Raw genomic sequence first — 25,327 nt, 5'->3', positions numbered from 1 at the left:
ATCGATGGCGGGGACCGACCTTGTGCCGATGTGGCGGCGCCACCGGCCTGCCTAGACTGACGGGCGTGTGGCGTGATCGGGTGCGTGGCCGGCCCGCGGACGCGGCGCTGGCGCTGGCGCTGGTCGTCGTGGGTCAGGTCGAGGTGCGGTACGGCAGCGTCGGCTACCTGGGCAGCGCGCCGTACGCCGTCAGCGCCGTGCTGGCCGCGCTGATCCCGCTGCCGCTGGTCTGGCGGCGTCGCGCCCCCCTGACGGTCCTGGTGCTGGTCGGGCTGGCGATGGCCCTGCCGACCCTCGTCGTCGACCGCAGCATCCCGTTCTGGGGCGGGCCGATGACCCTCGACGTGGCGGTCTACAGCGCCTCCCGTCACGCCGCTCCGCCACGGGACCGTTGGGCGCTGCCGGTGCCGGCCGTGACCGTCGCGCTGGTCGCCACCGCGCTCCCGGTCTTCCGCAGTCTCAACGAGGTGGCGTTCTCCACGGGTGTGTTCGGCGTCGGATGGGCGGCCGGGCAGGTGATGCGGGGCTGGCAGCGCCGGCACGAGCTGCTCGGGGACGACCTGCTGACCCTGGCCGAGTCGGCGGCGCTGCGCGAACAGGCCGCCGCGGCCGCCGAGCGGGCCCGGATCGCCCGTGAACTCCATGACGTCGTCGCGCACAGCGTGAGCGTGATGGTGGTGCAGGCCGGGTCGGCCCGGCTGCGGTTGCGGCGCGATCCCGCCGCCGCGGAGGAGGCGCTGCGTGTGGTGGAGAACAGCGGGCGGGAGGCGCTGGGCGAGCTCAGGCAGCTGCTCGGGGTGCTCCGCGCCGGCGACGAGGCGACCGCCGTGGACCCGCAGCCGGGCCTGGCCGGGATCGACGACCTGCTCGCGCAGCTGCGGGCGTCCGGTCTCGACGTGCGTCTGGAGGTCCACGGCGCACGACGCGACCTGCCGCCGGGCCTGGACCTGTCGGCGTACCGGATCGTGCAGGAGGCGCTGACCAACGCGCTCAAGCACGCCGGGCCGACCACGGCCACGGTCCGCATCGGCTACGGCCAGGGCCGGCTGGACCTGCAGGTGTCCAACGCCGGCGGACGGCGGCCCGTGCTGGCCCGGGCGGGCGCGGGGCACGGGCTCGTCGGGATGCGGGAACGGGTCGCGCTGTTCGGCGGGCGGCTCGAGGCGGGCCCCCGGGCCGGCGGCGGCTACCTCGTGCGCGCCACCCTCCCGCTGCCGGAGCCTGCCGCATGATCCGCGTCGTCATCGCCGACGATCAGGCGCTCGTCCGCGGCGGGTTCCGTGCCATTCTCGAGAACGACGGCGACATCGAGGTGGTCGCCGAGGCGAACGACGGGCTCGAGGCGGTCGAAGCGTGCCGGCGGCTTCGGCCGGAGGTCGTGCTGATGGACGTCCGGATGCCGCACCTCGACGGGCTCGCCGCCACCCGTCGGCTGCTCGCCGACGACTCCACCCCGCTGCGGGTCCTGATGCTCACCACGTTCGACCTCGACGAGTACGTCTACGCCGCGCTGCGCGCGGGGGCCAGTGGGTTCCTGCTCAAGGACACGCCCGCCGACCGGCTCGCCCCCGCCGTCCGCACCGTCGCCGCCGGGCAGGCCCTGCTCGCCCCCTCGGTGACCCGGCGGTTGATCGAGCGATTCGCCCAGCAACCCGCCGCCACGCGAGTGCCCGGCGAGCGGCTGGCTCGGCTCACCGAACGCGAGACCGACGTGCTCCGCGCCATGGCCAGGGCCCTGTCGAACGCGGAGATCGCGCGTGAGCTGCACCTGTCCGAGGCGACGGTGAAGACGCACATCACCCACCTGCTCGCCAAGCTCGGCCTGCGCGATCGCGTCCAGGCCGTCGTCCTCGCGTACGAGGAGGGCCTCGTGCGTCCCGGCGCGTCCGACATCCCCTTCACGACACGCTGACGCCGCCGGGGGTGGGCCGCAAGTGGGCGTTGAGTGGCGGTGAAGGCGGCTCGCGCATCGTGCGGCCATGACAACACCGACGCAGACCCGGCGCCGGCCGGGCGACCCCGCTCCCGACCTCGTCACGTTCCTCGTCTTCCACGCCGGCCTGCGGCGCGAGTTCGGCAGGCTGGCCGAGGTCCTCGACCGCTGCGACCCCCGCGACGAGCGGCGCCGCGCGGTCGTCGACGAGCACCACGCGCTGCTGCAGCGCGTGCACCACCACCACACCGAGGAGGACGAGGCGATCTGGCCGCTGCTCCGCGGTCTCGTCCCGGAAGCCGCCGCGACGCTGGACCGGCTGGAGGCCGACCACCAGGAGATGGACACCGTCACCGGCAGGCTCTCCGGCGGTGGCAGGCCGGCCCGCGAGGTCGCGGCCGACCTGCGCGCGCTCGACCGGCTGCTGAACACCCACCTCGACCTGGAGGAGTCCGAGGTCGTCCCGCTGATCAGGGAGCACGTCAGCGCGGCCTGGTAGGAGGAGTCGGGCAAGAAGGTCACCAAGAGCCACGGCCGCGACCTGCCGATGCTCGCCGCCTGGCTGCTCGACGTGGCCACCCCCGCCGACCGCGACCCCATCTTCGGGACCGCTCCGGCCATCATGTGGATCCTCTACCGGCTCTCCTGGCGCCGCTCCTACGAGCGCCGGGTCTCGCACGTGTATGAGTGACAGGTGTACGGGTGACCCGGCCGGCGGCCTCCGCCACGGCGGTGCGGAGGCCGCATCCAGGGAGCCCGGGGAGCCCGGTCAGTCGCCGGGCAGGCAGACGGTGCCGCGCGGGGGCAGCGTCAGGTCCGTGAGATACCGCGTGGCGTGCCCGATCGCGCACCGGTTGCCGGACAGATAGAGGACGTGGCCGGGTCCCTCGTACTGGATCGTGGCCGAGCCGGGGACCCGCCGGACCAGGCTGTCGGTCCACGCGAAGTCGCCCCAGGTGCCCGCGCCGAGCAGCGGCGGCAGGCCGCGGACCGGCAGGGGACGGGACGGGTTCGCGACCGGCAGCGGCCACCCCGCGCAGCCGAGCTGGTCGAAGGTCGCGCCGCCGAGGTTCGGGGAGATCCTGCGCGCCTCGCGGCGGACCCTGACGTACTCCTCGTACCCGTGGTAGCCCCGGTCGTCGCCGCAGGTCATGCCGAGCAGGAGGGGCATCGTCCAGACGCGGGAGTTGCCCAGGGCGGCGTCGGCGAAGCCCGAGCCGTCGCCGTGCCGGGCCTTGTCGACCGCCTCCGCGAAGGTCGGCCATCGGGAGTTCCCCGGCCCGGGGTCGGCGGGGAACCCGAACCAGCGCAGGGAGGAGCCGGTCAGCTTCCCCGGGCCGAACCGCTCGGAGGTGACCGGGATCGGCGACCTGTCGGCCCGCGCGGTGAGGTCGCGCCAGACCTTCCCGGCGTCCTCCCCGTGCAGGGCGCAGGCGGTGGTCTCCGCGCACCAGGCGGTGAAGCGGCCGAACATCCGCTCCAGGCCCGGGTAGGCCAGCAGATACTGGTTCGCCCAGCCGGCGGTCTGGTTGATCACGCCGTCGAGGTACATGGCGCGGACGTGTTCCGGGAACAGCCGGAGGTAGGCCTCGGCCGGCACCCCTCCGGCGGAGTTGGCCATGAAGCTGAGCCGCCGCTCGCCCAGGGCCGCGCGGATCGCCTCCATGTCGCGGGCCACCGACACCGAGTCGAGCCTGCCGTACAGCCCGCTGCGGTCCTCGGCCAGGCACCTGCGCATGGCCGCGGCGATCGCCCCGGCCTGGGCGTCGTACTCGGCCCGGTCGCGGGGCTCGGTCAGGGCCGGCACCGCCGGCTGCGCGCAGGACTCGGGCAGCGTGGCGGCGAGCCCGGTGTTGCGCGGATCGTAGGCGATGAGGTCGAAGCGCTCCCTGATCTCGGCGAGGTCCCCCGCCGCCCGTTTGATGTCCTCGATCCCGCTGTTGCCGGGGCCGCCGGGGATGTGCAGCACTCCGCCGATCCGGTGTGCGGGATCGGTGGCCGGCACCCGCGCGATGCGCAGGGTCGTCGTTCTCCCGTCCGGGTGCGCCCAGTCGAGCGGCACGTCGATCGTGCCGCACCGCGTTCCCGCCGGGAGCCCGCCATCGGCGCAGGCCGTCCACTCGATCGCCGGCCGCTCCCCCGCGGCCCGGGCCTGCGCCGGGACGAGCCCGGCCGTCATCGCCGCCGTCGCGAGCCCGGCGGCCACGAGTCGTGTTCTGCCACGCATGCGTCGTGTCCTCCTTCGGGTTGTGCCGCTGTCTCTCACGCTCGTCGAGACGCATGCGCGGCGAAATCCGAGAGGCCCCCCGATCGGACGTGGGGATGCCCCCCGCCGCCAGGAGGGTGTGCCGGAACGTGCGGTGCGTGACCACTGGGCGCCCGCCCGAGCGGACCGGCCTCCGCGGTACGGCTACCGCCCGGTCGCCGGCCCCACGAGGAAGCGTGTGATCGCGTCGTCGACGAGCGCCTCGCCCTGGGACATCGTGATCCGCCGGGACGTGACGAGCGCCGAGATGCCCTGAACGGTCGCGGCCAGCAGCAGCGTCAGCCGGCCGGCGTCGTCTGCGTCGTCTGCGCCCGCTCCGACACCCGCGCTCATGATGCCGGTCATGATGTCGAACAGGCGCTCCGCGGCGTTTCGGACCGCCTGCGACGGGGCGTCCACCTTCGCCGCGAACATGAGATCGAGCAGTGCCGGCTCCTTCACGGCGAACCTCACGTACGCCGAGGCCGCCGCGTGAAGGGCGCGTGCATAGTCGTCGGGCTCGCTCGCAGCCGCCTCGCGGATCTCGTCGGCGAGCCGGACGAAGCCCCGTTCCGCCAAAGCGTCGAGGAGCGCGCTCCGATCGATGAAATGACTCCGGGGGGCTCCATGACTGACGCCCGCCTCACGCGCCAGTTCCCGGAGGGACAGGGCGTCGATCCCACGCTCGCGAAGCACCGCCTCCGCCCGGTCGAGCAGCACGGCCCGGAGATTGCCATGGTGGAAAGGCCGAGCGGTCACGACCTCATGATACTGAAAGTAGACGTTGACTAGATACTAGACAGTGTCTAGTCTGCGGATGCGGCTCGCGTGGTCCGACGACGCAGCCCAGCGATCACACGAGGAAAGAGACCTTGAGATGAGCGAGCAGAACATCGCACTGTGGCTGCCGAAGCGAGGCGCGCGCTTCGAGGTGGGGCCCGCCCCCTACACACCCCCGGCGGCGAACGAGGTCGTCGTCCGAGTGCGGGCGGTCGCCGTGAACTTCATCGACGGCATACCGGGCTTCCTGTATCGCGTGGTCCTGCCCTGGCTGACCTTCCCGGCCGTGGTGGGCTCGGACGTCGCCGGCGAGGTCGTCGAGGTCGGCACAGGCGTCACGCGGCTGCGACCGGGCGATCGCGTTCTCGGGCACGCGTTCGGCGTCGAGAAGTCGCGAAACCGCGCTGCGGAGGGCGCCTTCCAGCACTATGTCGTGCTCATGCAGCACATGGTCTCCCCGATTCCCGACTCGCTGTCCTTCGAGCGGGCCGCCGTGCTGCCGCTGGCGCTTTCGACCGCGGCGACCGGCATGTTCCAGCAGGACCACCTCGGGCTGGCGATGCCCGTCTCCGACCCCGTCGAGCGGCCGGAGACGGTGCTCGTGTGGGGCGGTTCGACGAGCGTCGGGAGCAACGCGATCCAGCTCGCCCGCAACGCCGGCTACCGCGTGGTGGCGACCGCCTCACCGCGCAACTTCGACTACGTCCGGTCTCTGGGCGCGGCCGAGGCGGTCGACCGCCGCAGCCCCGCCGCGGTCGACGAGATCGTGGACCGGATCGGCGACAGCCCGCTCGCCGGCACGCTCGCCATCGGATCCGGGTCACTCGCACCGGCGGTCGCGATCGCATCCCGCACCACGGGCAGCAAGCGCGTCGCGTCGGCGCAGCCCGGGTGGCTCGTACGCATACGGTCCCCGCGGGCACGGCGACTCGGGGTGCGGGTGACCGGGATCTGGGGCGGCACTCTGAAGGACAACGAGGTCGGACCGGCGATCTACGCCGGTTTCCTCCCGACCGCGCTCGCCACCGGCGCCTACCGGGCCGCACCGGACGCCACCGTCGTCGGCCACGGACTCGCCCGCGTCCCCGACGCGCTGCGGCAGCTTCGAGGCGGCATCTCGGCGACCAAGCTCGTCGTCGCCGTCTGAGCGCGCCACCGGCCCGGGCGTGGCGCGGTCCGCCGGTCCCGAGCCGGAGCGGGCCGCGCGTCGATCTGCGGATGCGGATCTATACCAGGCATGGGAACGGTCCCTATGCTCTCCTGGAAATGGTGCGTTTATGGGTTCTCGGGCAGTTCCGGGCCGAGGTGGGCGGGCGTCCTGTCGATCTGGGGCCGCCGCTGCAGCGGGCGGTGCTGGCGCGGCTGATCTGTGCCGGCGGGCACGTGGTCTCGACCGACCGGTTCATCGACGACCTGTGGCAAGGCCAGCCCCCGCCGAAGGCGCTGGGGGCGCTGCAGGTCTACGTGTCCAACCTGCGCCGTCTCCTCGAACCTGGCCGCGCGCCGCGGACCCCGGCGAAGGTCCTGGTGACCGCCCCGCCCGGATACGCGCTGCACCTCGACGCCGACGCCGTCGACGCCTGGCGTCTCCCCACGCTCGTGAACACGGCGTCCGCCCTCCTCGCCGAGGGAGATCCGCCGGGGGCACTGCGCGTGATCGACGAGGCCCTGTCGCTGTGGAGGGGGGCCGCCTTCGCCGAGTTCGGCGACGAGGACTGGGCGGTGCCGGAGGCGGCGCGGCTGGAGGAGCTGCGGGTCCTGGCCGCCGAGTATCGCGCGGAGGCGAAGCTCGCCCTCGGGCGGCATGCCGAGGTCGTGCCGGAGCTGGAGCGGCACGTCGCCGACCACCCGTTGCGCGAGGACGCCGTACGGCTCCTGGCCCTCGCCTACTACCGCTCGGGACGGCAGGCCGACGCCCTGGCGGCGCTGCGCAGGACCCGGGCCAGGCTCGCGGAAGAGCTGGGCATGGACCCGGGCCCCGCCCTGCGGGCGCTCGAAGCCGGCATTCTCGCGCACAGCGAGGCCCTCGACGCGCCGAAGACCGTCACCGCGCCCGCGTCTGTCGCCCCGCCACCTGCCGCACAGTCAGCGGCCGCGCAGTCACGGGCCGCGCAGTCACGGGCCGCGCAGTCGCCGACCGCACCGTCACTGCGCGCTCCGTCGCCGGCCGCGCCGCCGCCCCGGATGATCAGCCGTACGGCGGAGCTCGCCCGCCTGGTCTCCGCCGCGGAGCAGGCCGGGCGCGGGTTCCGCGTGGCCTGGGTCGGCGGGGATCCCGGCGCGGGCAAGAGCACGCTGGCCGACGCCCTGCTGCGGCGTCTCGGCGACGAGGGCTGGCGGGTCGCGGTCGGCCGGTGCCCCGAGACGCTCGGCGGAGTGCCTCCCGCGTGGGCGTGGAGCGAGGTCCTGCGGACCCTGTTCGCCGCCCATCCCCCGGATCCCGCGACGGAGGCGCGGCTCGCGCCCCTGCTGAAGGAGGACTCCCCCGGTGCCGGTCAGTTCCGGCTGGCTCAGGCGGTGGGCGACTACCTGGAGAGCGTGCCGGGGCCGCTGCTGCTCGTGCTTGAGGACGCGCACCGCGCCGACGACGCGACCCTCGAGCTGCTCCGCCATCTGGCGGCCAGGCTGGCGGGCACCCCGGTCCTGGTGGTCCTCACCCACCGGCCGTCCGAGGCGGGCGACGACCTGACGGCGGCCGGAGCCGCCCTGGCCGTGCAGACGGCCGAGAACGTGACCCTGCAGGGGCTCGGCGAGGACGACGTCCGGCGCCTGCTGGTGGAACGGTCCGGCATGGAGGTGGACCCCGGCACCGTCCGGACGGTCGCCGAGCGCACCGGAGGCAATCCGCTGTTCGTGGCCGAGACCGCCCGGCTGCTGGCGACCGAGGGCGTGTCGGCGGCGCGCTCGCTGCCGCCCGGGGTCCGCGACCTCATCCGCAGGCGGATCGCCCGCCTCCCCGCGACGGCGCAGACGACCCTGCGCAACGCCGCCGTCATGGGCAGGGACGCCGACGTCGACGTGCTGGTCGCCGTCCAGGACGCCGTCGAGGAGACCGTCCTCGACGGCCTGGAGGCGGGGGTGCTCGCCGGGCTGCTCACCGAGCCGACCCCCGGCAGGGTCCGGTTCACGCACGTCCTGGTCCGCGAGACCCTCTACGAGGACATCCCCCGGCTGCGCCGTACGCGGCTGCACGCGAGGGTGCTCACCGCACTGGAGCGGGTGCACCCGGGCGACGTCGGCGCGCTCGGCTACCACGCGCTCGCCGCCGCCACGCCGGCCACGGCGCGCGCGGCCGCGGAGTACGCATGCCGGGCGGCCGAGCAGGCGTCCGGCGTGTACGCCCACAGGGAGGCGGCGACCCTGCTCGAGGGCGCACTCGAGGCCCTGGATCTCGCGACCGAGCCCGCGGACGATCTCCGGCTGGACCTGTTGTGCCGCCTGGTCTCCGCGCAGGCGAGCGCGGGCGATCTCGTACGGGCGACGGCCACGCGCACGCGTGCCCTGGCGACGGCCCGGCGGCTCGGCGACCCCCTCGCCGTCGCCCGCGCCGCGGTCGCCAACGACGCGCCCATGATCTGGAAGAACGATCCCACCGCCGACCCGGACCTCGTGGACGCCATCCGCTCCTGTCTGCCGGTCGTGGCCGGCGAACTCCGCTGCCGGCTGCTCGCCGCCCTGGCCTACGAGATGGGCGGTCACGACGAAGAGCTCGTCGGGGTCGCGAGCGCCGAGGCCGTCGAGATCGCCCGGGGCCTCGGCGACCCCCGCCTGCTGTGCCTGGCGCTCGGCGCACGCTACTGGTCGACGTTCGTGCCGGGCCACCGCGACGAGCTGGAGGCGATCGGGCACGAACTGCTGGAGATCTCCGCACGGGACGGGCTGCTCGGCTACCAGACCGTCGCCCACCACGCGCTGACCATGGTCGCGCTGGGGCGAAACGATTGGGCCACGGCCCAGACGCACGCCGCGCGGGCGGTGGAATACTCCACCAGCGGCCAGCTGGGCCTCGTCCTGGCCATCATCGCGTTCCTCGACGCCCTCCGCCTCCTGGTTGAGGGAGAGTTCGAGCAGGCCGAGGCGGCCTACACGGTGCTGTCCGACCGGATGGGAGAGGCGGGGGGCCAGAACGACATGGTCTTCGGGAGCCTGGCCCGGTTCGTCGTACGCCTCGCCTGTGGCCGTGCGCACGAGTCGGTGGCCGAACTCGCCGCCGCCCGCGAGGCCATCCCCGACGAGATCGACGAGTTCTACGTCGGCGCGCTGGTCGCCGCCGGGCGTCTTGAGGAAGCCCGGTCCGCCTGGCCGGACCGCTGGCCGACCCGGTGGGTCTATCACACGATCAACGTGGCGCTCCGCGCCGGCACCGCGATGGCCCTCGGCGCCCGGGAGGTGGCCGAGGAGTGCTACCGGCTTCTCCTTCCGTTCCGGGGAGAGATGGCCGGCCTGCACACCGTCGCGATCACGCTCGGCCCCACCGGCCTCGTACTCGGGCGGCTGGCGGAGTTCCTGGGCGATCCCGCCGCGGCGGCGGAGCACTACGCCACGGCGGCGGGCGTCGCCGGACGGCTCGGCTCGCCGCACTGGCGTGAGGAGGCGACGCGGGCGCTCGACATGCTGAAATCGTGAGGACAACACCGCCAAGTGGCCGCCAAACAGGCGTTTAGCGGGCGGGGCCACCGTGGTTCCGAGACCGATTCGGACATCATGGAGGCTCACGTTGGACACGCCCGACCTCACCGGGATCCGCATCATCCACCGCGCCATGCGCGGCGACCTGCACCGGCTCCGCGCGCTCGCCGAGGACCTCGACGCGGGACGCGGACGGGCCGACTCCGCCCGCGCCGCCGCCGTCGCCCGCTACGCGGAGGACGTCTGCGCGGCGATCCATCACCACCACAGCAGGGAGGACGAGGTCGTCTGGCCGGTGATCGAACGGTCGGCGGGCGCCGCCGTGGACCTCGCCGACCTCTCCGACGACCACTCCGAACTCGACCCCCTGCTCGACCGGGTCCGCGCGACGGCACGGGCCTTCGCGGGCGGCCGGGGCGTCGGCGACCTGGCGGCCGCGCTGCGCACGCTGTCGGAGCTCATCGACGAGCACATCGAGGAGGAGGAGCGCAGGATCTTCCCGGTCATCGAGAAGTACGTGCCGGCGGCCGACTGGAAGGAGATGGAGAAATCGCTCAGGGGCGGCGACCCGCGTTTCGAGCTCGCCTGGGTCGACCGGTACGCGAGCCCGGACGAGATGGCGCACATCCGCAAGCTCGCCGGGCCGGTCCTCAGCCTGCTGCTGATACTGCTCCGCCCCGGACACCGGCGCCGCCGGCGGATCGTCTTCGGGAGCTGAGCGGACATGGCACGACGCTCCCGCCTGTTCAACCTGGCGATCAAGTGCATCTGCGACTGGCAGGTGCGCACCTACCGCAGGACCGGCGGGCGAAGGCCCGCCACCATGCGCGGCATCCCCGTCCTGCTCCTCACCACCCGGGGCCGCAGGACCGGCCTGCCCCGGACCCGGCCGGTCGGCTACGGCAGGGACGGCCGGCGCTTCGTCGTGATCGCCTCCAACGGCGGCGACGACACCACTCCCGCCTGGTGGCTCAACCTGCGGGACGACCCCGTCGCCGAGATCGAGGTGGGCGGCGACGCCGGGCTCACCGCGCTCAGGGTGCGCGCCGTCGAGGCCACGGGCGAGGAGTACGAGCGCCTGTGGCGGACGATGAGCCGGCGGCACCCCGTCTACGAGGTTTACAAGGGCATGACGCCGCGCCGCATCCCGGTCGTGGTGCTCGACCCCCTCGACGCCCTCCCGGCGTGATCCGGCCCGCCGGTACGGCGGGCCGCCACCCCGCCGGTACGGCGTGATCCGGCCCGCCGAGGTGCCGGCCCGACCCGCCGCGCCCCGGCCCCGTGAGGACGAGCCGGGGACGCGGCGGGAACGTCAGGGCTTCGTCGTGTCCGGTGCGGCGCGCCGGGCGCCGAACTCCTCGTCCGGGATGACCAGCTCGTTGCCGGCCAGGCCGGCCTCGCCGGAGACCGCGGCGAGCTCGGAGCCGAGCGACTCGTGGGCGGCGGCGCGGTGCCTGCGGCCGACGCGGCCGGTCAGCAGCGACGACAGGGCGGCCACCAGACACGCGGCCACGGCGAACCAGAAGGCGATGACCAGGCCCTGATGGAAGGGGCCCGCGATGAGGTGCGGGAAGAACTCCTTGCTCGTCAGGTGGGCGCCGCCGTCGGGCAGCCGGTCCAGGATGCCGCCGAGGAGCTGCCGGAACGGGTTGTACCCGAGGAACGCCGCGAACAGCACGGCGATCGGCGGCAGCTGGGCGATGCCCTCGGCCTGCGCGGCGGGCACGCCCTGGGCGACCAGCTCGTCGTGCATCGTGTGCGGCAGCGACTGCGCCAGACCCGCGATCATCAGGCTGAAGAACACGCCGATGGACAGGACCATCGAGGAGTTCTGGAAGGTGGCGGTCATGCCCGCGCCGACACCGCGGGACTCCGCCGGGACCGAGTTCATGATCTCCGCCCGGTTGGGCGAGGAGAACAGGCCGGACCCGACGCCGTTGATCAGGATGAGCAGCGCGAAGACGCCGTAGCCGAAGTCCGTCGGCAGGGTCATCAGGGCGTAGAAGCTCGCCGCGGTGACCAGGGCGCCGCCGACCGTGAACATCCTCGGCCCGAACCGGTCCGACAGCCAGCCGGAGACCGGAGCCGACAGCAGGAAGCCCACGGTCAGCGGGATCATGTAGATGCCCGCCCACAGGGGCGTCTCCTCGAAGCTGTAGCCGTGCAGCGGCAGCCAGATGCCCTGCAGCCAGATGATCAGCATGAACTGCAGGCCGCCGCGCCCGAGGGCGGTCAGCAGGCTGGCGACGTTGCCCGCGAGGAAGGCGCGGTTGCGGAACAGCGCGAGCCGGAACAGCGGCTCGTCCACCCTGGTCTCGATCCAGGCGAACAGCGCGAGCAGCAGGACGCCTCCGCCGAGCGCGGCGATCACCCAGGGGTTGCCCCAGCCCATCACGCCGGTCCCGTACGGCTGGATGCCGTAGGTGATGCCGACCAGCAGCGCGATGAGGCCGACGGCGAAGGTCGCGTTGCCCCACCAGTCCATCCGCGCCCGGCGCCGCACGCCGTTGTCCTTGAGCTTGACGTACGCCCAGATGGTGCCGAAGACGCCGAACGGCACGGAGACGAGGAAGATCGCCTTCCAGTTCACCGGGGCGAGGACCCCTCCGATGACCAGGCCGAGGAAGGAGCCCGCGATGGCGGCGATCGAGTTGATGCCGAGCGCGGTGCCGCGCTGGCGTACGGGGAAGGCGTCGGTGAGGATCGCGGTGGAGTTGGCGAACAGCAACGCGCCGCCGATGCCCTGCACGATCCGCCATCCGATCAGCCACATCGCCCCGGCGTCGCCGTCCATCCAGGTCAGCGACAGCATGATCGAGCACAGGCTGAAGACCGCGAACCCGAGGTTGTACATGCGGACCCGGCCGAACATGTCGCCCAGGCGGCCGAACATCACCACCAGCACGGCCGTGACGACCATGAAGCCCATCATCATCCACAGCAGGTAGCCCGTGTTGCCGGGGTCGAGCGGGTTCAGGTGGATGCCGCGGAAGACGTCCGGAAGGGCGATCAGCACGATGGACTGGTTGATCGTCACCATCAGGACGCCGAGGGTGGTGTTGGACAGCGCGATCCATTTGTACCGCGAGGACGGCGCCGAGTGCGGCGACGCCCCCGCCAGGGACTGGTTCGCTACGGCCACGGAGTGGTTCCCCTCCTCTTGGTCCGTACAGCGCACGGCCTGTTTCCGCGCGGCGCGACGGACGGACAGTTAGTTAGCGCAACTAAATTACCCCGACCGGGTGACATCGATGTTTCGCGGGCATGCGCAATGAAGGCCCCTATGGGGCCCTTAAACGGATTTGGGCGTTATCTGACCTGATTGAGGGCGACGGAGGAGGCCGCGTCAGGACGTGAGCGCCCCGGCGATCACGTCGACGAGGCTGTCCACCACCGTGTCCCGGTCGAGCCCGGGGTTCTCCAGCCACCAGTCGCCGATCGCCCGCACCATGCCGACGAACGCGTGGCCGAGCACCCGGGCGCGTACGGGGTCGGCGACGCCCTCCTCCGCGAGCACCGCGCCCAGCTCCTCGCCGACGCTGCGCACGATGGCCGCCATCTGCGTGCGGGTGCGGCTGTCCTCGGCGCTGGCCCGGTGGAACAGGAAGCGATAGAGGTTGGGGTTGGCCGAGATGGTCTCCAGGTACGCCTCTATGGTGCCCCGGGCGCGGACCCGGGGGTCGGCCATGGCCCTGGCGAACTCCGGGCGCAGCAGGTCGATCACGACGCGCGTGTGGCGTTCCGCGAGCGCCTGGTAAAGGCCGCTCTTGTCCCCGAAGTGGCGGTAGAGGATCGGCTTGGTGATCCCCGCCTCCGCCGCGATCGCGGCCATCGACGCCTGCGGGCCCTCCCTGCGGATCACCCGGTCGGCCGCGTCGAGCAGGTCCCTGCGCCGCTCCGGGCTCCGGCCGCCCGTGCTGGTGCCTCCCGTCGTGAGCCCCGTCATGAGCACAGCATAGGTGCCGATTCCGCGTCTCCTGGATCAAGACAGGGCCCTATGGGCGATCACTCCGGTAATGTGCCGGACGCGGGTTTTCTGGTCCGGGTTTTTGTGGTGTCACGGTTGTGGTGTCACGGTTGTGGTGTCCCGGTTCCGCCGGGTCCTCTGGAGGTGCGGGGTGGGCGAGGCGGGCGGGCCGCTGGTGCCGGGCTACGAGGTGCTCGGCATCCTCGGCCAGGGAGGCTTCGGGGTCGTGTACCGGGCCAGGCAGCTCGCGGTGGGCCGCGAGGTCGCGCTCAAGGTCGACAACCGCGTGCTCGTCTCCGACCGCGACCGGCGCAGGTTCATGCGCGAGGTGACCTCCGCCGGCGCCCTGTCCGGCCACCCCCACGTGGCCGACGTGTACGACGCGGGCGTGCTGCCCGACGGCCGGCCGTACATGGTGCTTGAGCTGTGCCCGAACGGCTCGCTGGCCGACCGGCTGCGCGACGCCGGCCCGCTCGGCCCCCGCGAGGTGCGCGACATCGGCATCAAGATCGCCGACGCGCTGGCCGCCGCCCACGCCGTGGGCGTCCTCCACCGCGACGTCAAGCCCGCCAACATCCTGGTCAACTCGTACGGCATGGTGGCCCTGTCGGACTTCGGGCTGGCCACGATGCCGGGGCAGGGCGGCGCGGCGCGGGGCGAGGTGTCGGTCACGCGCGAGTCGCTCACGCCCGCCTACGCCCCGCCGGAGGCGTTCGACCTCACCGAGCCCACGGCCGCCGGGGACGTGTACGCGCTCGCGGCCACGTTGTACGCCCTGCTCCAGGGCAGGCCGCCGCGCTTCCCGGACAGCGGCGTGGTGAACATCGCCGCCATCATGGCGCTGCATCGCCTGCCGATCCCCGACATCCCCGGCGTGCCCGCCGCGCTCACCGCCGTCCTGCGCCATGGCATGGCGACCGATCCGGCCCAGCGGATCGGGACGGCCGCCGGGCTGCGGGACGCGCTCGCCGCCCTGGCGCCAGACGGCTCCGCCTCCGCGGATCACGGGCGCTCCGGCACACCCGGGGGCCCGGCCGGCGACACCCCGGGGTGGAGCGCTCCGTCCCCCTCCGGGCCGGTCGCGGCGCCCAGTCAGCACCCCGGGGAGCGGCGGCCTGTCGAGACCCGAGCCCCGGCCGCAGCGGGGCACTCGCTCACCGGCCCGGCCGGAGGCGTTCCCGCGAGCGGTCAGGACCTGCGCCGCGCGGCGACCGCGCCGAACGCGGCGCCGGGCCCCCGGCCACGTGGTCACCGGTCAGATGGTGACCGGCCGAAGGGCCCCCGGCAGGGGTCGGCTCCCGCGCTCCCGCCGCGCACCGGCATGTCCCGGCAGTCGATCGTGTTCGCCGTGATCGCCGCCGTCTTCGCGCTGCTGCTCACCGCCGGGATCGCGGCGCTGGCCCTGGGAGACGGCGGCCAGGGGACATGGCCTGGGACACGGCCCCCTACCGTCCCCGGCTCCACGTCCGGCCTCGGCGCGGACCACACCGGACCGCACACGACGGACGACGCCCACTCCTGACCGACGGGCCGGTCATGGGCCGGGACGTGCCAACGGACCTCAGGCGGGCGGCGCCTCCGGAGGCTTGCGCGTCCGCCTCGGCTTCGGCGCCGTAGCCGGCTCCTGCTGCGGCCCCTCTGCCGCCCGCGCGCCGCGGGCCGCCGCCGCGCCGGCCTTCGCCGTCCTCCGGGGCTTCGCGGGCTTTCCCGGCTCTGCGCGCTTTCCCGGGCCCGCCGTACCCGGCTCGGCGGAGGCCGCCAGCGCGCCGTACTCGGCCAGGGAGTCCCGCAGGTAGTCGATGAGATCCCACACGTCGGGCACCATGTCGCGGTCGGTGACGATCCCGAAGCCGAGCCTGCCGTCGTAGGAGAACACCGTGATGTTGATCCCCCCGCTGACGTCCGTGATCACGGACATCGGGTAGAGCGCGGTGACCCGCGCCCCGCACACGTAGAGCGGCGTCTGGGGCCCCGGCACGTTGGAGACCAGCAGGTTCATGGCGGGAGCCGCACGCGAGGCGATCCGGAAGGCGGACCTGGCCGCCAGTGCGCTCAGCGCGGCCGGCATCGCCTGGCTGAACTCCAGGAGCCAGGCCGCCGGCGCCGCGGCGAGCCGTTCCTTGATCAGGCCCATCGAGCGGTTCACCGACAGCAGCCGGTCACGCGAGTCGGCCACGTCCGTCGGCAGGGTGGTCATGGTCAGCATGACCTCGTTGGCGGCCGAGCCGTTGGCGGCCTGTCCCCGAGTGGAGACCGGGATCCCGGCGACGAGCGGCTGACGGGGCAACTCGTCGCGCTTGGCCAGCCAGCGCCGCAGCGCCGTGGCGCACATCGCCATGACGACGTCGTTCACGGTGACGCCGAAGGCGTTCTTGATCCGCTTGACCTCGTCCAGGGGCAACTGGCCGAATGCGAATCGGCGGTGCCGCGAGATCGGCCCGGAGAACGGCGTGCGCGGCACCACCATGCGGGGCAGTTCGGGCAGAGGCTCGGCATCCCCGCCCCCGATGCCCCGGACGAACCGCGAGACCGGCCCCGCACCCGGGAGCTGCGCCACGAACGGCACCTCGTCCAGCCGCGGCACCGCCTCGGCGATGAATCGCAGCAGGGCGAACGGGTTGTCGAGCACCCGCGCGACGCCCCTGATCACCATCTCCACCGCGTCGGGGGCCGGCTGCGGCTCGGCCCCGGCCTCCGGGGCGGGAACGGCGGCGGGCTCGGGCTCGAAGTCCATCACGGCGGCAAGCACCTCGGCCCCGGTGACGCCGTCGACGGCGGCGTGGTGGACCTTCGTGTAGATGGCCACCCGGCCCCCGGCCAGGCCCTGGATCAGGTAGATCTCCCACAACGGCCGCCCCCGGTCGAGCCGTGCCCCGTGCAGCCGGGCCACCTGCTCGGCGAGCTTGTGGTCGTCGCCGGGAGGAGGCAGCGCCAGGTCCCGTACGTGGTAGTCGAAGTCGACCTCGCGGTCCTCCGCCCAGTAGGGGTGGTCGAGCCCGAAGGGCACCTCGACCAGCCGCCTGCGCAGCGGCGGCGCGAGATGGAGCCGCCGCTTGAGCAGCCCGATCAGGTCCTCGCGGGTCAGCACGCCGCCCGGCCTGCCGGAGGGGTCGAGAATCGTGAGCGCCGCGATGTGCGCGAGGTTGGTGCTCGTCTCGAAGTTGAGGAACTGCGCGTCGAAGGCGCTGACTTGCTGTGCCATGCCTACTCACGTGCCCCGAAACGCCGGGGTCGGACCGCCCGGGCCACCCCCGAACCGGAGATTTCGCTGGTCAGTGCCGGTGGTCGGCGTCGGGCTGGGCCGGGTCGGCCGGATGCTCGTGCCCCGGCGTGAGCACGACCGAGTCGGCGTTCCGTGCGTCGAGCCAGCGGGCGAAGGCCCGCTCCCCGCTCTCCTTCGCCAGCTCCGCGCGGATCCGCCCCCGCACGGCCGCGTACGGCTCCCGCCGCGCCGCCTCGATCCGCTCGACCACCAGGATCCAGGGGCCGCCGGGGCCCTCCACGGGCCCGACCGTCTCACCTTCCCGGGCGGCGAACACGGCGTCCTCGATCGGCCCGGCCATCTGCCCCCGCCGGACCGGCCCGAACGTGCGGACCCAGCGCGTCTCCGGCGTGGCGAACCGGTCGAGGTTGCGCCGGTAGTAGTCGCGCACCTCGTCCTCGGACGGCTCGCGGCCCGCGGCGAGCGCCCGGCACACCGCCCTGGCCGCAGGGCTCGTCGCCAGGACGGCGGCCGCGACGCCGCCCGTCCGGAGCGCGCCGGCCAGCGTGAGCGCCGCCTGCGGCCCCGGCGAGAGCGACTGTCCCGGCGGCGCCGAGTGCCCGGCCGGCAGACCGAGGCGGGCCGCCTCCTGCTCGGCCAGCGCCTCGGCCACCATGACCTGCACCAGCCAGCGGCGCAGGTTGCGGCCCTCGGCGGTCTCCGGGCGCGGCAGCCGGGCCGCGAGCGGGCCGCTGCGCATCAGACGCAGCCGCCGGTCCACCTCGGCGACCGTGATCACTCGATCCCCCACCGTCGCCGCGGTTCTCGTATCGGGGTGTGGGCGACCGTCGGAGCGCCGCCCGCCGTCCTCTCCACGGGACACCTGTGCGGAGCCGCCGGTCCGGGAAGCGCCCGGGCCGTTCACGGCTCGACCTCGACCTCGATCGTGTCGGTGTAGTGCAGCCACCCGGCGCAGGCGATCTTCACGAGCGCCCACCAGCGGCCCGGACGAGTGCCCGGTGGCACGCGCACCGGGAAGCGCACCTCCGCCTCGCCCTCGGGCGGCACGACGGCCCCGCCGTTCCACTCGGGGAACATCTCGAACGTCTGCCATGGGCTGACGACCTGTGCCTGCGCCGAAACCGGCGACCGCGCCTCGGACCGCAGCCGGACCACGACCTCCGCCCGGCCGCCGGGCGTCAGCCGCAGGTGTGGCGGGTGGCCGAGACCCTCCAGCGTCACCTCCAGGCCCGGCGACCGCCGTCCGCCCTCGCCCGGCCGGAACACGTGCAGCCGGGTCACGTCCTCGTACGCCTGGCCGCCGAACTCGGTGCGCGCGGTGAACAGGTGGAGGCCGCCCTCGGCGCCGGGAGGCGGCGTGAGCCGCACCGGCACGGTGGCGTGGCCCCCCGGAGGCAGCACGTACGGCCGGACGGCGGGCGCCACCGACCAGCCGTCGGGGGCGGTGAGCGTGACCACGCCCTCCGCCCGCTCCTCCGTGAGGCCGGAGGCGATGGTCAGGGTCAGGTCCACCGGCCCCGCGACGTCGAGGTCGGGCGGGGACAGGTGCACGGCGACCGGCAGGTCGCCCATCGGGGCGGGCCCGGTGTTGTTCAACCAGTAGCGTGTGTGGACCGGCTGGTGCGGCTCGGTCTCCGGCACCGGCGGCGCGCTCCCGCGGGCCACCGCCCGGCCGCCCGCCGCGACGCCCGCCTCAAGGCCGCCGGCCCGCCCCCCGCCCACGTCCGCGGCGTCCGATGCGGTGCCGCGGGCCGCCTGCGTGCCGTCCGTGGTCGCGGGCGGGGGACGGAGCGGGGCGACCAGCGTGACGATCTCCATGCCGTCGAGCGTGCCGGGGGCGTCCCCGGTGGCGTTCTCCAGGAGGTCGGCCCGCCGCCACGATGCCGCTCCCCCGGAGCCCGTGCCCAGGGGCAGTGTCGTGGCGATCGACAGCGGGACGGTCCGGCCGCCGGCCTCGTACACGCGGGCGGTCAGCGCGGTCACCGCGCCGGGCGTCCGGCCCGAGGCGATCGGGTTCCCGGCCGCCTTGAGCGCGGTGAGGACCAGGCCGGGCCCGGTCTCCAGGAACGACCGCGACTCACCGGCCGGCCCGTCCTGCCCCACGGTCGCCGCCAGCGGGTGGTTGACGTCGTGGCCGAGCCGCACGAGGTCGGCCGCGCGCCAGTCGCCGGGGGCGGCCACCAGGGAGCACTCGAACGTGTGGGTCCAGTGCTGGAGCTGGAAGCCGGAGCCGTCGGGCGCGGTGCGGCGCGGCGGGTCGATCCACACGCCGGACGGCCAGCCGGTGCACGACCGCATCAGCGACACGTGCAACGCCCCCGACGGATCGACCGCGAAGCCCGGGATGCCGCGGTTCACCAGCCCGATCGTGTAGTCGTCGAGAATCGCGTCGGCAGGCTCGGCGTCCGTCACCACCTCCACGGCCGCGTCGGCGAGGTCCGCGACCAGTTCCTCGACCGCGCCCTCGCCGCAGACGACGAGCACCGGAAGGTCGCGGAGGCCGGTCAGGTCGGCGCCCGGCACCCAGACCTTCTCCAGCGGCTCGTCGGCAGGCACCCACAGGCGGGCCCGGCCCTCGGCGTCGAGGCGCACGCGCAGCTCCGCGGCCTCCGCGTCGTCGAGCAGCGCCGCGACGAACGGGTTCTCCTCGGGCGTGCCGACCGCGATGCGCACGTCGGGCAGGTTGGAGTCCACGGCGAGGTTCCCGTATCGGGGGCCGGGCCCGGTGGAGCACGTCGAGGTCACGCCCTGCCGTACGAGCGCCACGGCGAGGTCTCTCAGGTCGTCGGCGGCCGCGTCCGGCGGCGCGATGATCTCGGCGACGCCGACGGCCCGCGCGCCGAGGAGGCGTCCGGCGGGCGAGCGCAGCACGACGCGGGCCGTGGACGACAGCGCGAACCAGTTGTGCGCCGGGTTGTCCAGCGTCCACGGGTGCTGCCCGGAGTCCACGTCGATCAGGCCGAACCCCCGGCCGACGACGGCGCCGGCGACCTCGCTGACCGGCAGCGCCCCCGGCACCCGCACCGGCCAGCGCAGCCGCACCAGCACGTCGGAGCCGTGGAACTCGTCCACGTGGGTGGTGAGGTCGACTCGCGGCAGCCCGTCCCAGAGCGTGATCTCCTGCGTGTAGACGACCGGGCCGACCCTGCCGCCGACGGTGATCCGCCGCCCCGCCGGGCACTCTGCGACGGCGACCTCGGCGGGGGCCGCGGCCGAGCCGCTCACCCCGCCGCTCGGCACCAGGTGCCAGGGGCCCTCGCCGAACCGGGGGTGCGCCGGGTGCTCGTCGTAGACGAGCAGTTCGTTGCCCACCCGGTCCTGCTGCAGCAGTTCGCGGCCCTCGACCGTGAGGCTCGACACCGTCCCGCCGCGTTCGGGGTCGACCTCCACCGCGTGTGTGGCGTTCCCGATGCGGGTCCCCTCGCGTACGGCCCAGCCGATCGGGGCGGGCGCGGCGGTGGGCACCAGCCGGAAGGTGCGATACCCGAGCGCGGGCACGTCGTCGGCGACGAAGACCGCGTCCACGGCCGCGAGGCTGCCGTCGGGGTGCCGCTCGGGATGCTCCAGCAGCAGACCGCGCGCGGGCGGGTCGAGCGCGACGCCGTACGATCCCGGCTCGGGCAGCGTCAGCCGTACGCGGACGAGGTCGGTCCTGGGCCAGGAGGAGGGGTTCCAGACGGCGACGCCGGTCAGCCCCTCACCGAGGCGGCGCAGCGACGCGTCGAGGACCCGCCCGCCCAGGTCGTACGCCTCCCGCCAGCCCGTCATCAGGTCCAGGTAGACCTGGTCGGACTCCGATCCGGTGATGCCGTCGTGGTGCGCGCCGTACGCGATCTGGCGCCAGGCCTTGTCGAGGGCGGCGTGCGGGTAGGGCGCGCCGAGGGTCGCCGCGGCGACGGCGGCGAACTTCTCGGCGTCGGCGAGCCGCGTCTCGGCGTGCCGCTGCGCCTGCTTGGTGTCGATGTACGACACGTCCTTGCCGGTGTAGATGGGGTTCATGTCCCGCGTCTGCGGCGTCAGGCGGACGCCCTCGTCCCGCACGGCGGCGAAGAACTGCCTGGGCAGCCCGCAGACGAACCGGGGCGAGACGTAGCGCCGGTTCCAGTCGCGCTGGATCTCCATGACCCACTTGTTGGGCGGGGTGTAGTCGGTGCCGACGGGCAGCAGCACGTTGCGGGTCGCGGCGACCTTCTTGAGCAGCGTGAACAGCTCGTAGACGGCGGCCTCGGCCTGCTCCAGGTCCGGCGCGGAGTCCATCCACCACCCGGCGCTGTAGTGGGCCGGCATGTAGTGGGTGGTGACCCCGCGTCCCGACGGCGACAGCCACTCGAACTCCGAGGGGAACTGCATGACCGACGGGTCGCCCCAGCCGCCGCCGGCGAGCATCGGGCCCCACTGGTGGTAGGGCCCGCGCGCCCACGAGCTGGAGGTCAGCCCCGCCTCGGCGATCAGCCCGGGAAACTGCGGGTCGTGCCCGAACGCGTCGAGCTGCCAGGCCGTCGCCGGATCCCCGCCGAGCACGTCGCGCTGGAAGCCGATCCCGTGGACGATGTTGCGGATCGTCGCCTCGGGGCCGGTCAGGTTGCTGTTCGGCTCGTTGTAGGTGCCGCCCATGATCTCCAGCCGGCCCTCCGCGAGCAGGCGGCGCAGGTATGCCCGGTCCTCGGGGTGGGCGTTCCAGTACGGCTTGAGGTAGTCGACCTCCGCGAGGACGAACGTGTAGCCGGGCTCCCTCCTGGCGGTGTCCAGGTGGAGCCGGACGAGGTCGAATCCCGCGTGCTGGAACTCCTGCCGGTTCGCCTGCGCCAGGCCGCCCGCGTGGTCCCAGGTGGCGGTGTAGGCGGCCTGGGTGTTCCACCAGACCGGGTCGTAGTGGAAGTGGGGAATCATCCAGACCGTCCACCCCGGCTCGGCCACGAGAAGTTCGCCCTCGGCCGTGCACCGCTCCCGGCCCGCGGCGGCGCGCACGTCGATCGGGACGCGCGCGCCCGGGACCGCGGCGGGCGCGGCGGCCTCCACGGGCACCTCCACCACCAGGCTGGAGGACCGGCCGTCCTCCGGGTGCTCGCCCCGCACCCCGGGACCGGTGACCTCGACTACCGGGGACGCGCCGTCCGGCACCTCGTCGAGTACGACGCGGACCACCTGGCGAGGGCCGTCGCCGGTGACCGTGCGGACGAACAGCTCGGTGGATTCGACGGCGGTGATGCGCATGGCGCCCCTCTGGTCGCGGCCGGCACCCCGGCACACACGGTCAGGCTCGGACGATCGGGCTCGGCTGGCTCGGACAGGCTGGGGGACGGGACCGGCAGGGTTCATGCCCCTGCGGCGGCCCGTTCACTCGGGATCCGGTGACATCCGCAGGGCGGCGGCCCGCAGGAGGCCGGACGCGCCCTCCGTGACGGGTTCCCCGTGGCCGAAACAGGCGATCTCGACGTCGAGGGCCGCCTGCCGCGCGAACGAGGCGACGGCCGCGGGCGGGTCGGCGTTGAACACGCCGAGGATGACCTGCCCGTCGGGAGCGCGGGCGATGGTGTCGCCGGTGAACAGCACGCCCGGCCCGGGCAGGTGCACCGCGAGGCTGCCGGGGGTGTGACCGGGCACGGCCAGCACCCGGGCCCCGCCGCCGAAGTCCAGGGTGTCGCCGTCGCCCAGTTCGCGGTCCACGCGCACGGGCGGCGCGGGCACGTGCGGCATGCCGGCGTGGACCGCGTCCCACAGCTCCCGCTCTCACCCGGACAGGACCGGCGGGGGCCCGGCCGCCTCGCCCCGGACGAAGGGCGCATCGTCGCGGTGGGCGTACACGGTCACTTCGCCCCAGGAGACGATGTCGGCGGCCGAGCCGGTGTGGTCCTCGTGGAAGTGCGTCAGCACCAGGCGCCGTACGTCGGACGGAGCGTGCCCGAGCGAACGGACGGCATCCTCGATGAGCGGCGCGGAGCCGGGAACCCCGGAGTCGATCAGCGTGAGCCCGTCCGGGTCACGCCACACGTAGACGTGCCCGACGGGAAACCGCAGGAAATACAGGCTGGGCAGAAGTTCGACGACGTCCATGCCGCGACGCTAGAACCGGCGGAACGGCCGTAGGCGGAAACTTCGCCGGCAGCGGATCCGCCAGGAGCGCAAAACCGGGATGCGTGCGTGAAAGTTTCGTGGTGCGCGGCTGGTGGCGACTGTCCGGGAGTCACATCGTTTGACCCGAATTCGCGGCGATTCCTACGGTCGGCGGGAACATCGAGGAGGACCTGATGACATCCCGCCTGAGACCCGTCTGGGTCACCGCGCTCGTGGCGCTGCTCGCCGTGGCGCTGGGCGCCGTCTTCACCGCCGACCGCGGGGTCGCGCGGGCGGCCGACGCCCCCTACAAGGATCCGAGCCTTCCGGTGGCGGCGCGAGTGGACGACCTGCTGTCCAGGATGTCGCTGGACGACAAGGTCGGGCAGATGACCCAGGCCGACCGGTCGGTCCTGACGACGGCCTCCGACGTGGCGACCTACCGGCTGGGGTCGATCCTGTCTGGCGGCGGCTCGGCGCCCTCACCGAACACCCCGTCGTCCTGGGCCGACATGTACGACAACTTCCAGCGGCAGGCGCTGTCCACCCCGCTCGGCATTCCGATGATCTACGGGATCGACGCCGTGCACGGGAACAACAACGTCGTCGGCGCGACGATCTTCCCGCACAACATCGGGCTGGGGGCGACCCGCGACCCCGACCTGGTGGAGCGGGTCGGGCGGGCGGCGGCCGAGGAGGTGTCGGGCACCGGGATCGACTGGACCTTCGCCCCCTGCCTGTGCGTGGCCCGCAACGACCGCTGGGGCCGCACGTACGAGTCCTTCAGCGAGGACCCGCAGCTCGTCACCCAGATGACGACGATCGTGGACGGCTTCCAGAAGGCCGGGAACGCCTCCATCCTCGCCACCGCAAAGCACTACGTGGGCGACGGCGGCACCACGGGCGGAAAGGACCAGGGCAACACCGAGCTCAGCGAGGCCGACCTGCGGGCCATCCACCTCGCGCCGTTCAAGGCCGCCGTGCAGCGCGGCGTGGGCTCCGTCATGGTGTCCTACAGCTCCTGGAACGGCGTCAAGATGCACGGCAACAAGTACCTGCTCACCGACGTGCTGAAGGGCGAGCTGGGCTTCACGGGCTTCGTGGTCACCGACTGGGCGGGCATCGACCAGCTCGACGGCCAGACCGGCTTCACCGCGAACGAGATCACCACGGCGATCAACGCGGGCGTGGACATGGTGATGGTGCCGACCGACTACAAGAAGTTCATCTCGCTGCTCAAGCAGGAGGTGCAGGCCGGGCGCATCGCGATGTCGCGGATCGACGACGCCAACCGGCGCATCCTGGCCAAGAAGTTCGAGCTGGGGCTGTTCGAGAGGCCGCTGACCGACCGGTCCTACACGTCCACCGTGGGCAGCGCGGCGCACCGCGCCATCGCCCGCGAGGCCGTGCGCAAGTCGCTGGTCCTGCTGAAGAACGCGGGCAACGTGCTCCCGCTCGGCAAGAGCGGCGGCAAGATCTTCGTGGCCGGCAAGAGCGCCGACGACATCGGCAACCAGAGCGGTGGCTGGACGATCAGCTGGCAGGGCTCGTCCGGGAACATCACGCAGGGGACCACGATCCTGCAGGGCATCCGCGACGCCGTCGGCTCCGGCACGCAGGTCACCTACAACCGCGACGGCAGCGGCATCGACTCCTCCTACCGCGCGGCGATCGCCGTCGTGGGCGAGACGCCGTACGCCGAGGGCCAGGGCGACCGGACCGGGTCGATGGGCCTCGACTCGACCGACCTGGCCACGCTGCAGCGGCTCAAGGCGTCCGGCGTGCCGCTGGTCGTGGTGCTCGTCTCCGGCCGGCCGCTGGACATCGCCGGCCAGATCGACCAGTGGAACGCGCTGGTGGCGGCCTGGCTTCCGGGCACCGAGGGCCGCGGCGTGGCCGACGTGCTGTTCGGCGACTACGCCCCCACCGCGAAGCTGCCGATGACCTGGATGCGCAGCGCCGACCAGCAGCCGATCAACGCCGGGGACGGCAAGCAGGCGCTGTTCGAGTACGGCTTCGGGCTGACCTACACAGGCTCCAGCCCGTCCCCCTCCCCTTCGCCCTCGCCGTCGTCCTCGCCATCGCCGTCGCCGTCCCCGTCTCCGTCGGTCTCTCCGTCCCCCAGCCCCTCGCCCAGCGCCAGCCCGTCGCCGTCGCCGTCGCCGTCCTCCGGCGGGTGCGTGGTGACGTACAAGGTGAACGACTGGGGCAGCGGGTTCACCGCCGACGTGACGATCACCAACAGGTCGTCGAGCCCGGTCGACGGCTGGCGGCTGCAGTGGACCTACGCCGGCAACCAGAAGGTCACCGGCTACTGGAACTCGACGATCACGCAGTCGGGCCAGCAGGTCACCGCGTCCAACGCCACCTGGAACGGAACCATCGGCGCGGGCGGCGGCACGGCGAGCTTCGGCTTCCAGGGGTCCTACAGCGGCGCCAACCCCGCCCCCACCGCGTTCACCCTGAACGGGACGGCCTGCGCGACCGGATGACCAT

Annotated in this window: 17 protein-coding genes and 1 pseudogene; 10 read left to right on the top strand and 8 right to left on the bottom strand. The window is 73.6% G+C overall.

All coding sequences use genetic code 11. The features are described from left to right. The first annotated feature begins 65 nt into the window (after positions 1-65). From IL992_RS48535 to IL992_RS27865, 4 genes are all read left to right on the top strand, one after another. Positions 66-1,232, top strand: a complete 1,167-nt coding sequence (locus tag IL992_RS48535) for a sensor histidine kinase (protein ID WP_193206342.1) — start codon at positions 66-68, stop codon at positions 1,230-1,232. Then, positions 1,229-1,912 (top strand): response regulator, encoded by a 684-nt coding sequence (locus IL992_RS27875; RefSeq protein WP_193206341.1) that lies wholly within the window; start codon positions 1,229-1,231, stop codon positions 1,910-1,912. The genes IL992_RS48535 and IL992_RS27875 overlap by 4 nt, the downstream gene beginning before the upstream one ends. A gap of 67 nt (positions 1,913-1,979) precedes the next feature. Then, positions 1,980-2,432 (top strand): hemerythrin domain-containing protein, encoded by a 453-nt coding sequence (locus IL992_RS27870; protein WP_193206340.1) that lies wholly within the window; start codon positions 1,980-1,982, stop codon positions 2,430-2,432. Positions 2,433-2,480: 48 nt separating this feature from the next. Next, positions 2,481-2,624 carry a hypothetical protein gene (locus tag IL992_RS27865; protein WP_193206339.1) on the top strand — a complete coding sequence of 48 codons (144 nt, stop codon included), beginning with the start codon at positions 2,481-2,483 and terminating at the stop codon, positions 2,622-2,624. Between the two features lie 78 nt (positions 2,625-2,702). On the opposite strand, the gene IL992_RS27860 is transcribed toward IL992_RS27865, so the two are convergent. Beyond that, a complete protein-coding gene (locus IL992_RS27860; protein WP_193206338.1) occupies positions 2,703-4,160 on the bottom strand; it encodes an alpha/beta fold hydrolase in 1,458 nt (485 codons plus the stop codon). Between the two features lie 183 nt (positions 4,161-4,343). Beyond that, positions 4,344-4,937, bottom strand: a complete 594-nt coding sequence (locus tag IL992_RS27855; protein WP_193206337.1) for a TetR/AcrR family transcriptional regulator — start codon at positions 4,935-4,937, stop codon at positions 4,344-4,346. Between the two features lie 118 nt (positions 4,938-5,055). Between IL992_RS27855 and IL992_RS27850 the strand changes: the two genes are divergently transcribed. The 4 genes from IL992_RS27850 to IL992_RS27835 all read left to right on the top strand — a co-directional run bounded on the left by IL992_RS27850 (position 5,056) and on the right by IL992_RS27835 (position 10,776). Continuing rightward, positions 5,056-6,105 (top strand): zinc-binding alcohol dehydrogenase family protein, encoded by a 1,050-nt coding sequence (locus tag IL992_RS27850; protein WP_193206336.1) that lies wholly within the window; start codon positions 5,056-5,058, stop codon positions 6,103-6,105. A 119-nt stretch (positions 6,106-6,224) separates the two neighbouring features. Continuing rightward, positions 6,225-9,584: a BTAD domain-containing putative transcriptional regulator gene (locus IL992_RS27845; protein WP_193206335.1), complete on the top strand. Its 3,360-nt coding sequence runs from the start codon at positions 6,225-6,227 to the stop codon at positions 9,582-9,584. A gap of 91 nt (positions 9,585-9,675) precedes the next feature. Beyond that, positions 9,676-10,305 (top strand): hemerythrin domain-containing protein, encoded by a 630-nt coding sequence (locus IL992_RS27840; RefSeq protein ID WP_226873909.1) that lies wholly within the window; start codon positions 9,676-9,678, stop codon positions 10,303-10,305. A 6-nt stretch (positions 10,306-10,311) separates the two neighbouring features. After that, positions 10,312-10,776, top strand: coding sequence for a nitroreductase/quinone reductase family protein (locus IL992_RS27835; RefSeq protein ID WP_193206334.1), 465 nt, complete (start codon positions 10,312-10,314; stop codon positions 10,774-10,776). Between the two features lie 123 nt (positions 10,777-10,899). On the opposite strand, the gene IL992_RS27830 is transcribed toward IL992_RS27835, so the two are convergent. After that, positions 10,900-12,729 (bottom strand): MFS transporter, encoded by a 1,830-nt coding sequence (locus tag IL992_RS27830; protein ID WP_319018871.1) that lies wholly within the window; start codon positions 12,727-12,729, stop codon positions 10,900-10,902. A gap of 204 nt (positions 12,730-12,933) precedes the next feature. Then, positions 12,934-13,533, bottom strand: a complete 600-nt coding sequence (locus tag IL992_RS27825; RefSeq protein ID WP_193206333.1) for a TetR family transcriptional regulator — start codon at positions 13,531-13,533, stop codon at positions 12,934-12,936. A gap of 172 nt (positions 13,534-13,705) precedes the next feature. Between IL992_RS27825 and IL992_RS46600 the strand changes: the two genes are divergently transcribed. Beyond that, a complete protein-coding gene (locus IL992_RS46600) occupies positions 13,706-15,076 on the top strand; it encodes a serine/threonine-protein kinase (RefSeq protein WP_319018870.1) in 1,371 nt (456 codons plus the stop codon). 39 nt (positions 15,077-15,115) lie between these two features. Here the strand turns inward: IL992_RS46600 and IL992_RS27815 are convergent, their stop codons facing one another. The 4 genes and pseudogenes from IL992_RS27815 to IL992_RS27800 all read right to left on the bottom strand — a co-directional run bounded on the left by IL992_RS27815 (position 15,116) and on the right by IL992_RS27800 (position 22,831). Then, positions 15,116-16,756, bottom strand: coding sequence for a WS/DGAT/MGAT family O-acyltransferase (locus tag IL992_RS27815; protein ID WP_193206332.1), 1,641 nt, complete (start codon positions 16,754-16,756; stop codon positions 15,116-15,118). Between the two features lie 70 nt (positions 16,757-16,826). Then, positions 16,827-17,567, bottom strand: a complete 741-nt coding sequence (locus IL992_RS27810) for a peptidylprolyl isomerase (protein ID WP_193206331.1) — start codon at positions 17,565-17,567, stop codon at positions 16,827-16,829. 110 nt (positions 17,568-17,677) lie between these two features. Continuing rightward, entirely contained in the window at positions 17,678-21,991 is a 4,314-nt protein-coding gene (locus IL992_RS27805) for a glycoside hydrolase family 38 N-terminal domain-containing protein (RefSeq protein ID WP_193206330.1), read from the bottom strand. Positions 21,992-22,114: 123 nt separating this feature from the next. Next, a pseudogene (locus IL992_RS27800) lies at positions 22,115-22,831 on the bottom strand (MBL fold metallo-hydrolase). Between the two features lie 194 nt (positions 22,832-23,025). Here IL992_RS27800 and IL992_RS27795 point away from each other — a divergent pair. Then, complete coding sequence (locus IL992_RS27795; protein WP_193206329.1) at positions 23,026-25,323, top strand: glycoside hydrolase family 3 N-terminal domain-containing protein; 2,298 nt, start codon at positions 23,026-23,028, stop codon at positions 25,321-25,323. The last annotated feature ends 4 nt before the right edge of the window (positions 25,324-25,327 follow it).

Source organism: Microbispora sitophila (genome assembly GCF_014892245.1).
GTDB classification, from domain to species: domain Bacteria; phylum Actinomycetota; class Actinomycetes; order Streptosporangiales; family Streptosporangiaceae; genus Microbispora; species Microbispora siamensis.
The sequence above is the reverse complement of the archived record's forward strand: the minus strand, read 5'-3'. Positions and strand labels throughout refer to the sequence as shown.

Excerpts from the sequence above, each read along its gene's own strand:
- IL992_RS27850 (WP_193206336.1), top strand. The coding sequence starts at position 5,056 with ATGAGCGAGCAGAACATCGCACTGTGGCTGCCGAAGCGAGGCGCGCGC.
- IL992_RS27815 (WP_193206332.1), bottom strand. The coding sequence starts at position 16,756 with ATGGCACAGCAAGTCAGCGCCTTCGACGCGCAGTTCCTCAACTTCGAG.
- IL992_RS27805 (WP_193206330.1), bottom strand. The coding sequence starts at position 21,991 with ATGCGCATCACCGCCGTCGAATCCACCGAGCTGTTCGTCCGCACGGTC.
- IL992_RS27845 (WP_193206335.1), top strand. The coding sequence starts at position 6,225 with ATGGTGCGTTTATGGGTTCTCGGGCAGTTCCGGGCCGAGGTGGGCGGG.
- IL992_RS27875 (WP_193206341.1), top strand. The coding sequence starts at position 1,229 with ATGATCCGCGTCGTCATCGCCGACGATCAGGCGCTCGTCCGCGGCGGG.
- IL992_RS27835 (WP_193206334.1), top strand. The coding sequence starts at position 10,312 with ATGGCACGACGCTCCCGCCTGTTCAACCTGGCGATCAAGTGCATCTGC.
- IL992_RS27860 (WP_193206338.1), bottom strand. The coding sequence starts at position 4,160 with ATGCGTGGCAGAACACGACTCGTGGCCGCCGGGCTCGCGACGGCGGCG.
- IL992_RS27795 (WP_193206329.1), top strand. The coding sequence starts at position 23,026 with ATGACATCCCGCCTGAGACCCGTCTGGGTCACCGCGCTCGTGGCGCTG.
- IL992_RS27865 (WP_193206339.1), top strand. The coding sequence starts at position 2,481 with ATGCTCGCCGCCTGGCTGCTCGACGTGGCCACCCCCGCCGACCGCGAC.
- IL992_RS27870 (WP_193206340.1), top strand. The coding sequence starts at position 1,980 with ATGACAACACCGACGCAGACCCGGCGCCGGCCGGGCGACCCCGCTCCC.
- IL992_RS27825 (WP_193206333.1), bottom strand. The coding sequence starts at position 13,533 with ATGACGGGGCTCACGACGGGAGGCACCAGCACGGGCGGCCGGAGCCCG.